This window comes from Parasporobacterium paucivorans DSM 15970 (assembly GCF_900141895.1).
Lineage (GTDB): Bacteria > Bacillota > Clostridia > Lachnospirales > Lachnospiraceae > Parasporobacterium > Parasporobacterium paucivorans.
On the sequence record NZ_FQYT01000015.1, the window covers coordinates 60271 to 72060 of the forward strand.

General features: G+C 44.8%; 10 protein-coding genes. 4 read left to right on the plus strand and 6 right to left on the minus strand.

The window, feature by feature from the left end:
* Positions 1 to 86: 86 nt before the first annotated feature.
* The 6 genes from BUA79_RS07830 to trkA all read right to left on the minus strand — a co-directional run bounded on the left by BUA79_RS07830 (position 87) and on the right by trkA (position 7755).
* Positions 87 to 776 carry an LrgB family protein gene (locus tag BUA79_RS07830; RefSeq protein ID WP_073993865.1) on the minus strand — a complete coding sequence of 230 codons (690 nt, stop codon included), beginning with the start codon at positions 774 to 776 and terminating at the stop codon, positions 87 to 89.
* The gene (locus BUA79_RS07835; protein ID WP_073993868.1) at positions 769 to 1140 is read right to left on the minus strand and encodes a CidA/LrgA family protein; all 372 of its coding nucleotides are present in this window, start codon (positions 1138 to 1140) and stop codon (positions 769 to 771) included. The genes BUA79_RS07830 and BUA79_RS07835 overlap by 8 nt, the downstream gene beginning before the upstream one ends.
* Positions 1141 to 1217: 77 nt before the next feature.
* Positions 1218 to 4211 carry an FtsX-like permease family protein gene (locus BUA79_RS07840; protein ID WP_073993870.1) on the minus strand — a complete coding sequence of 998 codons (2994 nt, stop codon included), beginning with the start codon at positions 4209 to 4211 and terminating at the stop codon, positions 1218 to 1220.
* Positions 4212 to 4217: 6 nt separating this feature from the next.
* Positions 4218 to 4919: an ABC transporter ATP-binding protein gene (locus BUA79_RS07845; protein ID WP_073993872.1), complete on the minus strand. Its 702-nt coding sequence runs from the start codon at positions 4917 to 4919 to the stop codon at positions 4218 to 4220.
* 25 nt (positions 4920 to 4944) lie between these two features.
* Positions 4945 to 6384, minus strand: coding sequence for a TrkH family potassium uptake protein (locus tag BUA79_RS07850; protein WP_073993875.1), 1440 nt, complete (start codon positions 6382 to 6384; stop codon positions 4945 to 4947).
* 12 nt (positions 6385 to 6396) lie between these two features.
* Positions 6397 to 7755, minus strand: a complete 1359-nt coding sequence (trkA, locus tag BUA79_RS07855) for a Trk system potassium transporter TrkA (protein ID WP_073993878.1) — start codon at positions 7753 to 7755, stop codon at positions 6397 to 6399.
* A gap of 227 nt (positions 7756 to 7982) precedes the next feature.
* Here trkA and BUA79_RS07860 point away from each other — a divergent pair, with 227 nt between their 5' ends.
* The 4 genes from BUA79_RS07860 to BUA79_RS07875 all read left to right on the plus strand — a co-directional run.
* A complete protein-coding gene (locus BUA79_RS07860) occupies positions 7983 to 8708 on the plus strand; it encodes a LytR/AlgR family response regulator transcription factor (protein WP_073993880.1) in 726 nt (241 codons plus the stop codon).
* Positions 8709 to 8718: 10 nt separating this feature from the next.
* The gene (locus BUA79_RS07865; protein WP_143147892.1) at positions 8719 to 9993 is read left to right on the plus strand and encodes a sensor histidine kinase; all 1275 of its coding nucleotides are present in this window, start codon (positions 8719 to 8721) and stop codon (positions 9991 to 9993) included.
* A gap of 90 nt (positions 9994 to 10083) precedes the next feature.
* Entirely contained in the window at positions 10084 to 11439 is a 1356-nt protein-coding gene (locus BUA79_RS07870) for an alanine/glycine:cation symporter family protein (RefSeq protein WP_073993886.1), read from the plus strand.
* A gap of 90 nt (positions 11440 to 11529) precedes the next feature.
* Positions 11530 to 11790: transposase (locus BUA79_RS07875; protein ID WP_143147893.1), on the plus strand; the 261-nt coding region annotated here is incomplete at its 3' end.

The following is an 11790-nucleotide window of genomic DNA, read 5'->3' on the forward strand; positions in this document are numbered from 1 at the left end:
GTCTAAAAAATCCTTCTTGCAGAAATTCTGCATCAGGATTAGTCTGCTTTCATTATAACCCCTGTGAATGTAAATTTCTAGATAAATTAAAATAAGAGCACCAGAATTGAGGTCATGACCCCGGCAATGCCTATTGCAAGCCCGCTCATTGCTCCCTCCGTCTCTCCGATTTCAAGAGCCCGCGAGGTCCCGAACGCATGGCTGCAGGTCCCTATTGCCACACCGACCGCCACCTTATTTCTGATGTGCAGCATTTTAACAAATAAAGGCGCGAATATCGCTCCGGTCATACCTGAAATCGCAACGCATATAAAGGTAATGGAAGGCACGCCGCCAAGTCCTCTGCTGATATCCACCGCTATGGGAGCCGTTACAGACTTTGGCAGTACAGAGGCTGTGATAGTCCCGTTCAGTCCAAAGAGGTGAGCCAATGCAAACACGGATGCAAGGGCAGTAAGGGAACCGGTCAAGCATCCCGCTAAAACCGGAATTAGATATTTTTTCAATAAATCCATCTGCTTGTATACTGCGTAACCAAGGGCCGCCGTAGCCGGAAGCAGGAACATCTTGATGATTTCTCCCCCATTCTGATAATATTCCGTCTTTATATTAAAGATTCTGAGAACGGGGATAATAATCAACAATGAGATTATTACTGGATTGAAAATGGCATTTTTTATCCTGCTGCTGATAATATTGCCTAACCAGTACGCAATAACCGTCAGACAGATGCCAAACATTGGATTGGAAATGAAGTTTAAAAATATATCATGCATTTTTTTTGCCTGACCTCCTGTCCAAGAATCTTATCATTCCAGCAACCGTAAAGGCCGTCACGGCAAAGGTCAGGAACGTCGTAAAGATACATATGAAGAAAATAGGGAATACAATTCCCTTTATCAGATAAAGGTTGTCCACTATATCCACGATTAGCGGCACAAAAAAAAGCGACAGATTCGCTAGTAAAAAGTCTGCTGTTTCCCTGATTTGTTCCGTCCTGATTATTTTACCCGACAATAAGGCCAACAACAAAACCATACTGATTACACTTGCGGGAATAACTACCGGGAGCACTTCCGAAATCAGCTCTCCGCACAGGCATACCGCAAATATAATCAGCAGTTGTTTTAAGATTTTCATTATTTCACCCGAATAAATTTATATGCAAATGGTTTTGACACCCTTCTTATTATACATTCCATTTAATCAATGTCAAGTTATTCGTTTGCTTTCATTGACTCAACCATATCGATGGACTTAAGGCTCCTCAGCATGAATATATCTACCAGTATGGTGAACCCGATCGTTATAAGCGCGGCAAAAAGATAGCTGGTAAAATGGACGCTCCGCCCGAACATTACGCCCTCCACCTCAGCCGTCCGGATAACAAAAATGTGCAGAAGCTTGCCTACAAAGAACCCTGCCGCAATACCAATCAGACATAATATGGATGTTTCCCTGTAGATATAGGCCGCCACTTCCTTATCCCTGAAGCCCAGAACCTTTATGGTGGCCAGTTCCTTCTTCCTCTCGCAGATGTTGATGTTCGTGAGATTATACACCACGATGACCGCCAGGGCCGCTGCCGCAACAATAAGAACTATGACTATATAATCAATGCTCTTGATGGAGTTCTCAAAGCTCTCCTTTATGGACTGGGAAAACTGAACCAGAAGCACGTTGTCGCTCCCCAGAATGCGTTCTGAAATCTTATCCCGGCTCTGCTGGCTTTCATCCTTTATTCCAGCCAGTATAACATTGTAATCCGCTTTTACCCCAAAGGTTTCCTCATAATTGGAGGTACTTATGAACACAAAATTAGTGACGTAATTTTCTGCTACGCCGCTGACCTTAAAATCCCTGCTCTCCCCATCCGCATTTGTAAGCGTAAATATATCTCCTATGGAAAGATTTAGTTTCTCACAGAGTTTTTCAGTCAAGATTACACTGTCGTCCTCAAACGGAATATCTGCCCCGGTCTTCCTCTCCCGTATATTTATCTGCTTCTTTAATTCCACCGTATCCTTTGGTACATAGAGCGTAATATCCTGCGTCCCTGAGGACGTGGACGCCTCTCCTGTTTCAGAATGAACCAGAGCATAGTTTTCTACCGTATTCTTATCCTGAAGGAAGCTCTTGATTATTTCATCCGTCTCGTATGCCCCTCCCCCCTCCAGGTACAGGGACATATTGTATCGGTAAATATCACCGAATTGTTTTTCAACTATGGCTCCGATAGAATCCCTGAGTCCAAATCCTGTAACGAGAAGAGCTGCGCATCCTGCAATTCCGATTACTGTCATATAGAGACGTTTCTTATACCGAAAAATGTTTCTTGCCGTTACTTTCTTCGTAAAGCTCATGTGCCTCCAGAGAGGCCTGATTCTTTCCAGCAATATCCTCTTGCCTGGCTTTGGCACCTTGGGCAGCATGAGAACAGAAGGCTTGTGGGACGTCTGCTCAATACCGGCTGCGAGCGTTGCCGCCACCGTGCAGAGAATGGCAATCGGCACCACAGTCAGGGCATAATTCCACCAGAATACTGTTACGGTTTCCGACAGATCGTACATCATTGCATATGCGTTGGAAATAACCTTCGGAAGCAGAGAAAATCCTATCGTGACACCGATGACCCCCCCGATCAGGCTGGCAAGAATGCTGTACCCCAGATAATACAGCATGATACTGCCATTAGAATATCCCAGGGCTTTGAGGGTGCCGTTCTGCACTCTCTCTTCATCCACCATCCTGGTCATCGTCGTCAGTGCGACAAGGGCTGCAACCAAGAAGAAAAACACAGGAAACACTTTGCCCACGGCCCCAATTTTGTCTACATTGGCTTTAAATCCGGCATGACTGAGTGTATCCGTTCGGTCTATCACGTACCATTTGGGATGTTCGATAGCTTCGATATCCTTCTGTCCCTGTTCCAGATCCGCCAAGGCTGAAGCCAGCTTAGCTTCCGACTCCGCTTTGGCATCTGTATATTCTTTTTCCCCGGAAATAAGATCTGCCTCATTTGCAGCAATCTGTGCCCTGGCATCGGCGATGGCTGTCCTTCCATCTGCCAGAGCTGTCTCCTGCACAGCAATCTGTGCAAGGGCGTCCGACTGTGACTGATCCAGCTGGGCCATTCCAGCCGCATACTGGTCTTCCCCGATAACCGGTCTTGCCGCCTCCAGCTCTGCACGTTGTGCCGCGATGGAAGTTTCCAGATTCATCTTCGCCGCTTCCAGATCCGCTTCTCCCGCCGTCAGGGAAGCTTCACGGGAATCCAATTCTTTTTTTGCGGCATCCAGGCTTGCATAGCCGTCATCCAGTTTTTTCCGGGCATCTGCCAGCTTGGTTTCCGCTTCCGCCTTCGCTTCGTTATATTTGTTCCAGCCGTCATCGAGTTCTGCCTGAGCTTTGCTGACCACTTCCGTATAACGGATTTCCGATTGACCTATCCCCAGATCTTTTATGGTTCCTGCCACGGAATCCAGAATGCGCTTATACTCGTCACCAAAGGTATCCGCTGCTTTTGCCCCTTTACAGGTCAGAAAAATGTCTGTATATGCTTCCAGGCTGTATGCGTCACCGAAGGTATAGAGTACACGGCTGATCTGACCCGATCCCACTTTGCTCGGTTCGCCTTCCAGGGACATGTACTGGGGAGACCGGACTACTCCAACCACTGTGAATACTTCTACATTATACGTGTCTCCCCTTTTTTCATAATCCTTATTATCCTTTGAAATGGTATAGGTTTCTCCTATTGCTGCATCTCCTGAATAGCCCATCGGTAAGATCACGACACACTCTGTATTATTTTCAGGCATCCTGCCAGATACAAGTTCAACTCCATTGAGGAACGCATCCGAACCCATTTCGTCCAGAGGGACCCCGTACAATCTGCTTACGTAGGTGCCGCCATCCGTTCCTTCCATATTCAGGTCCGTGACAAAGGCCGGCATGACCGTGTCCACGCCTTCTGCTCCCTCAACAGCCTGAACATCAGCCTCCGTAAGACCAAGGGTCCCCTTTATATCCAGATCATAGAGATTATTTGCATCATAATATCGGTCTGCAGTCAGAAGCATATCTGGAGTTGTTGCAAGCAGCCCCGATAGAAAACCCACCCCGATTGCAACAATGCCCAGAATAGAAAGAAAACGGGAATATGTTTTTTTGACGCTCCGAAGCATCAGTTTAAAATAAGTTTTCTTCATAATTAATTACCACTCGATTTCTTCAACAGATACAGGATTTTCGTTCAGTTCCATTGCGCTGATTTGTCCATTCCGTACGTGCACTACGCGGTCAGCCATTCTGGTAATCTCGGTGTTGTGGGTTATCACGATTACTGTTTTTCCGGTGTTTCGGCATGTATCCTGCAAAAGCTTCAGAATGTGCTTTCCCGTATCATAATCCAGTGCTCCCGTCGGCTCATCGCAAAGGAGGATTTTGGGATTCTTAGCCAGCGCCCTGGCTATGGCCACTCTCTGCTGCTCTCCCCCTGAAAGCTGAGCCGGGAAATTGTCGCTTCTTTCTTCCAATCCCACAGACTTCAAGGTTTCCATAGCATCTAAAGGATCCCGGCATATTTCAGAAGCCAGCTCCACATTTTCCAGCGCCGTGAGGTTCTGGACCAGATTATAGAACTGAAATACAAACCCTACATCATAGCGCCTGTAGTCCGTCAGCTGTCTTTTGTTCAAATTGCTGACCAGTCTCCCGTCGAGATAGATTTCCCCTTCATCACAGGTGTCTATCCCTCCAAGAATATTAAGAAGGGTTGTCTTGCCGGCGCCGCTTGGCCCCACAACCACGCAGAAATCCCCCTTGTTTACAGAAAAAGAAATATGGTCAGCTGCGGTGATTTTGTGCGCCCCCATTTTATAATATTTACAGACATCCTTAAATACAATATATTCCATCTAAAACCTCCTCCAAATCAGCCGTCTAGGATCGTTTCCACGTCGACGGAACAAACAACAACAGTATCGGAAAAAGCTCCAGTCTTCCTGCAAGCATGTCAAATGTCATGACAATCTTGGACGCAGCGCTGAATTCACTGAAATTCCCTGTCGGTCCGACCATATCCATTCCAGGACCTATATTATTCATGGTTGCCACCACCGCAGTAAAGGAAGTTTCTGTCGAGAAGCCATCAAAGCTCACAAGTAGGACGGATATCGCAAACAAGAATACATAAGCAACAAAATATATACAGGTTGCACGTATCATTTCCCCTTGTATGGGTTTTCCTTCAAATTTAATGACTTTAACGCTCCTGGGATGAAGAAACAGCTGCATTTCTTTCTTTATGCCCTTGATCAGCAATATAATCCGGGAAACTTTCAGTCCTCCGCCTGTACTACCGGCACAGGCTCCGATGAACATAATTGTTACGAGTATCCCCTTCGAAAAAGTAGGCCAGGCATTAAAGTCCGCCGTTGCAAAACCGGTTGTCGTTATAACGGAAGCCACAGAAAATGCAACATGTTGAACCGCTTCATGCAGGCTCGGAAAGCTCTCTCTGACATTTGCGGTAATCAGTGCTATAGATACAGCGATAATCAACAGGTAGGTTCTGACTTCTTCTGATTTCAGACCCTGTTTAAACCGCTTCATCACAAAAAGAAAATAAACGCTGAAATTCACGCCAAACAGTATCATAAATACCGTGGTCACGATCTGGACATAATCAGAATAACCTGCCATGCTGTTATTCTTGATACCGAATCCTCCGGTTCCAGCCGTTCCAAATGTCGTGCAGATTGCATCGAAGGCTGGCATCCGCCCCGCAAGGAGCAGGATTATCTGTGCCAACGTCAGAACGATGTAAATGATGTACAACAGAGATGCAGATTTCCGGATTTTGGGTACCAGCTTCTCCACGCTCGGTCCGGGGCTTTCTGCCCGAATCATGTACATATTGTGTCCTCCCACCATTGGCAGGATTGTAAGGACAAACACCAGAATCCCCATACCGCCTATCCAGTGTGAAAAGCTTCTCCATATAAGTGATGTATGAGAAAGTGCTTCCACATTCGTAAGGATGCTGGACCCAGTAGTCGTAAATCCAGAAACAATTTCAAAGAGGGCATCCACGGCAAAAGAAATCTCCCCCGTAATGACGAAGGGAATCGCTCCAACAATGCTGATAAGGATCCATGTGAGTGAAACTGTTGCAAAGCCTTCTTTTGTATAAAAATCCCGCCGCTTAGGTTTAAATCGTGTAATTATAAAGGCTGCCACCAGACAGCCTGCCAGTACAACAAGATATGCAAACCCCTGTTCTTCTCTGTAGATCAGGGCTGTTATGCAGGGCAGAACCAGAAATGCCGCCTCAAAATATAGGATGTTCCCCAGTATGTATCGAATAATCGAAAAATTCATTTATCTTCTCCATTATTTTTTTAGTATGTCGCTGATTTCGTAGAGTCCTACATTCGTTGTAACCACGATTACAGTATCTCCAGGGAGTATGACATCTTTTCCCCTCGGTATGATTGTTCGGCCGTCCCGGATGATGCAGGTGACAAGAAGATTATCGATCAGCTGCAGTGTTTCTATTTTTTGATTGATAATCCTGCAGTTTTCTTTCACTTTAAAAGCAAGAGCCTCCGCCTTATTATCCGCTATCTTGTACAACGTTTCCACGCTGCTCCCCTGGGAGTTCTGAAGGGCACGCACGTACTGCAGTATATAATCTGCTGTAATGAATTTCGGGTGAACGACACTCCCCAGCTTTAATTTCCCCATAATCGTATCCATAGGAATCTTATTGATTTTCGTAATAACCTTTGCCTTGGAAATACTCTTGGCCACCAAGGCAAGGATAACATTCTGTTCATCCATATCGGTCAGCGGAAGAAAAGCTTCCACATAAAGAAGTCCTTCCTCTTTCAGAACCTCCTGGTCTGTGCCATCCGCATGGATGATAGTCGCTTTCGGCATTTCCATGCTGAGTTTCTCACAAATTTCAAGATTCTTCTCAATGATTTTTACATCAATTCCTCTTTTGATGAGGTCTACCGCCAGATAATGGCTTATTTTTCCTCCTCCGACTATCATGGCATTTTTCACCCGGTTAGTGACGATTCCTGACTTCCTGAAGAATTCACTGGCTTTAGTGGGTTCTGCCACAACAGAAATCTTGTCTCCAGTCTTCAGCACAATGTCTCCGGAAGGGATAATCACCTTTTCGTCTCTTTCCAGTACGCATACCAGGACATCGCAGCTTAGTCTGGTAGATATTTCCATGATCGGCATATCATTGAGAATGGAGCCTTCCGGAATCTCCACGCTTAAAAGTTCAACAAGCCCTTTGGCAAAATTTTCTACCTGGATGGCCGATGGGAACCGGAGAATACTGGCAATCTCATATGCAGCCGTTTTTTCCGGATTGATAATCATGGACAGCTCCAGTTCTGTCTTCAGAAACTCTACTTCATTTGTATAAATTGGATTGCGTACTCTGGCAATAGTTTTTAAATCCCTGACTTTTTTTGCAAAAAGACAGCAGAGCAGATTCATTTCATCCGAGTCCGTAACAGCAATCAGAATGTCTGCCTTATCCACCCCTGCTTCCAGAAGGACGCTGTAACTGGCGCCATTGCCTGCTATCCCCAGTACATCCAGATTCAGGGATACAACATCCAATACCTTTTTATTTGTGTCTACAATGGTAATTGTATGTCCCTCTTCTACCAGCTCCTGCGCCAGGGCCGCTCCCACTTTTCCACATCCAATAATAATAATTTCCATTCAAATTTCAACCTTTCATCCGTATTGAGTCTTTGCCTCGCATTTCACATTTGGATTTTCTCAGAAAAATATTCAAAACATCGCGGTCTTCCTTTCATTATCTTATGAATATTATACAATATTATGCGCTTTGGTACAATATATGCTTTTATATCGTTGCTTTCCTGACTTTTCGTGATAAACTATGTACATTAAAATAAATCAGATAGAACAAAGAGGACCCCGATATGAAGATTGCTCTATGCGATGACGACTGCATTGAATTGCAGCACGTCCGGAAGGTTGTTGAAAGCTATATAGAAAGCTCGATTCCTCACACAGACATTACATTAAAGGCCTTCAATCTTGCCGAAGAACTGCTCCGGGACATCGCCCAGAATGGTTCTTATGACTTGCTGATATTAGACATAATTCTTCCTGGCATGAATGGAATTGAACTGGCAGCCGAAATCCGAAAACAGGATACGGGCTGCAAGATAATCTTTCTCACTTCTTCTGAAGATTTTGCCATAAGTTCTTACAAAGTTGATGCCTTTTATTACATCCTTAAACCATTTCCTGATCAGGAACTGGAATTGCAGCTCCACCGGTTTTTCTCCTCCCTGCAGGATAATAAAAACGCCCATATAATTATCCGGGATTCGGGACAGCTCAGACGGGTTTTTTTTCACTCGATTTTATATATCGAAAGTGCGAAACACACCATATTTCTTCACCTGAGCAACGGGGAAACCTGCTCCTGTTATGGGACGATGAACGAATTTGCCGCCATTCTCAGCAAGGACGGCCGATTTGTCAAATGTCATAAGTCTTTTGTGGTCAATATGGAAACGGTGGTAAGCATATCCGCAAAAGGGTTCGTACTTACAAACAAGGTGTTGATTCCCATTTCCAGACAGGCATATGCAGATGTAAAACAGAACTTCATTGATTATTTTTTTGGGAAAGGATAATTTGCTGCCTATGGATTTTTTTTACCTTCTGTACAGACTGATATTTTCATTTTCCTTAATGCTTTTTCTGATCCGTCCAAGATTCGGATATCGGCGGACAATCCTTGCTGCAACCGGATTCATGCTGGCTGTCTGGGTATTCAATTCCATAATCTGCCAGTTTAAAGGCATTGGATTCATAGACCTTATTTATCCGATAATCGTCTCCCTGCCGACTTTTTTCTTCTTTCTCTGTGTTTCTGAGCCGATTTTTTCCAGGGTGCTGTTCACTTTCCTGACTGTATGTAATTTTTCCATGCTGACAAGCTACATAAGCCTCCTGGCTTATAGCCTGCTGGGAAGCCCTTTTTCCATTATTATCGAAATATGCACTGTGATACTGATACTGGCGGCAATGACTCTTTTTTTACGAAAGCCCTACTTTCGGATTCTGGATGCCGTGGATAATAACTGGTGGATTTTTTGTTCGTTCCCCCTGCTCTTGTCCGCCATATTGTATACCGTCATATATTACCCAGATTCCTTTATTAACCGGCCGGAAAGCATACCCGTCATTTTTCTGTTATTCGTGCTGATGTTTGATTTTTATATAATTATTTACCGCAACATTGAAAACATTTACGAGCTTCTGCAATACAGGCATGACAGGGACATCCTTCTTCTGCAGACAGATATGCAGAAGAAGGAATTCGCAGCCGTAATTGACAAATATCAAGCCCTGCAGATTTGCCGGCATGATATGCGCCACCATATCTCCATTCTCCACTCTTTGATTTCAGACGGCAGAATTCCGGAGGCAAAATCATACCTGAACAGACTCAATGAAGATCTCACAGAAACCGTCATCGAACAATACTGCGAAAATTATATGATCAATATTATACTGTCAACCTGTATATCAAGAGCACGTAAATTCGGAATCACTGTACATTGCGTGGCTGCAGTACCCGAAGATATTCCGATTGATTCCGTTGAAATAGGAGTGGTCCTGACAAATTCCATGGATAATGCGATCAAAGCCTGTGATGCAATACAAAATGTTGAAAGCAGGTATATAAGAATCATATGTAAGGAGCACTTTGAACAGATATATATACAGATAACCAATACCTATGCCGGTGCCGTCCGGTTTGAGGACGGCTTTCCTGTCTCCGACCAGAAAAATCATGGGCTCGGAACCCGCAGTATTGCCTCGATTGCCCATAAATATGAAGGAATCTTCTCTTTTACAGCGGAAAACAGTGTCTTTAAGACTACTGTAATCCTGAATGCGCCGGTTGCCTGAATGGCTATACGGAATCTTGCTTTTTGAAGAAATCGGTGGTATACTACTCCGGTTGTTTATATTTTAACACTTTTGGAGGTATGGCATACTATGTCAGATATTACAAAAATTTTCGAATCTGTTGATTCCCAAGTATGGGGTCCTCCCCTGCTGATTCTTCTCGTAGGAACTGGAATCTACCTTACCATCCGCTTGGGTGTCCTTCAGGTTTTCAGGCTTCCCCTCGCATTAAAATATGTTTTTTCAAGAGACAAAGAGTCACACGCCCAGGGAGATGTTTCCAGTTTTGCCGCGCTCTGCACGGCATTAGCGGCTACTATCGGTACCGGAAACATCGTTGGCGTTGCGACAGCCATAAAGCTGGGCGGACCCGGAGCCCTCTTCTGGATGTGGATTGCCGCGTTTTTTGGTATGGCAACCAAATATGGCGAATGTCTGCTGTCTGTGAAATACCGGGTAGTGGATAAAAACGGACAGATGTCTGGCGGTCCCATGTACTATATAGAGAGAGGTCTGGGAAACAAATGGCTGGCAAAGCTGTTTTCCATCTTCGGAATCTGTGTGGCCTTCTTTGGTATCGGAACCTTCCCGCAGGTTAACGCCATCACCCGGTCTGTAAAAGGTACTTTTAACATTCCGATAGTTATCACCGCCATTGTCATCACCGTCCTGGTGGCCCTGGTAACGCTCGGAGGCATTAAAAGCATCTCAAAAACCGCAGAAATCATAGTTCCGGCTATGGTCATCCTGTATGTTGCCGGTTCTTTGCTGATTGTATTTTTGAATATCGGCGCTCTTCCTGGAACCATAGGACTCATTATCAAAAGTGCTTTTTCCCCGACAGCGGCCGCCGGAGGTTTCCTCGGATCCACTGTTATGCTTGCCATGAAAAGCGGAATTGCAAGGGGTGTATTCTCCAATGAATCCGGTCTGGGAAGTGCTCCTATCGCCAGCGCAGCGGCAAGAACCAATTCCTGCGCAAAACAGGGACTTATTTCCATGACGGGTACCTTTTTTGACACAATTATCGTCTGTACGATGACTGGCATCATTCTTGTTATGACCGGGGCGTGGAGCGGAAACAATGCCGGCACGGATATGACCAATTCTGCTTTTGGTACCGGTCTGGCAGGAGTCGGTCCATACATCGTCACCATCGGTCTTATCTTCTTCGCCTTTACCACCATCCTTGGATGGAATTACTATGGCGAAAGGTGCACGGAGTATCTGTTTGGCGTCAAGGGAATCATTCCCTACAGGATCATATTCATAATCCTTGTTGCCCTGGGCGCATTCCTGAAACTGGACCTCATATGGACCCTGGCGGACATAGTAAACGGTCTGATGGCTATTCCCAACCTGATTGCCCTGATCGGCCTGAGCGGAATCATTGCTGCCGAAACCAGAAAATTTTCAGATGAGTTAAAACAAGGCCTGCACCGATAGGTCCGAAATAAAAAATCCCGTTCTGCTGACTGATATGCTCCCTTCTAGGTAGACAAGTGAAATAATAAAAACTTGTTTATTTAGGAGGGAGTGTTTTTTATACCTAGAAATGTATCGCCACAGGACAAGCTACAAGCAGTAATCGAGTATCTTACCGGAAAAGGAAGTCAAGAATCTATAGCCAAGAAATATGATGTTAACCATAAGTCTTTGTCAGCATGGATAAACAATTATAAGGCATTTGGAGAAACGGCCTTTAATAGAACTGGTCGAAACAAAAACTATAGTTTAGAATTCAAAAACACAGTAGTTCAATCTTATCTTTCAGGAGAAGGTTCCTTCGAAGAACTT

Bases quoted from the DNA above. Each gene is read 5' to 3' on its own strand.
- BUA79_RS07830 (WP_073993865.1), bottom strand. From the start codon at position 776: ATGCATGATATATTTTTAAACTTCATTTCCAATCCAATGTTTGGCATC.
- BUA79_RS07835 (WP_073993868.1), bottom strand. From the start codon at position 1,140: ATGAAAATCTTAAAACAACTGCTGATTATATTTGCGGTATGCCTGTGC.
- BUA79_RS07840 (WP_073993870.1), bottom strand. From the start codon at position 4,211: ATGAAGAAAACTTATTTTAAACTGATGCTTCGGAGCGTCAAAAAAACA.
- BUA79_RS07845 (WP_073993872.1), bottom strand. From the start codon at position 4,919: ATGGAATATATTGTATTTAAGGATGTCTGTAAATATTATAAAATGGGG.
- BUA79_RS07850 (WP_073993875.1), bottom strand. From the start codon at position 6,384: ATGAATTTTTCGATTATTCGATACATACTGGGGAACATCCTATATTTT.
- trkA (WP_073993878.1), bottom strand. From the start codon at position 7,755: ATGGAAATTATTATTATTGGATGTGGAAAAGTGGGAGCGGCCCTGGCG.
- BUA79_RS07860 (WP_073993880.1), top strand. From the start codon at position 7,983: ATGAAGATTGCTCTATGCGATGACGACTGCATTGAATTGCAGCACGTC.
- BUA79_RS07865 (WP_143147892.1), top strand. From the start codon at position 8,719: ATGGATTTTTTTTACCTTCTGTACAGACTGATATTTTCATTTTCCTTA.
- BUA79_RS07870 (WP_073993886.1), top strand. From the start codon at position 10,084: ATGTCAGATATTACAAAAATTTTCGAATCTGTTGATTCCCAAGTATGG.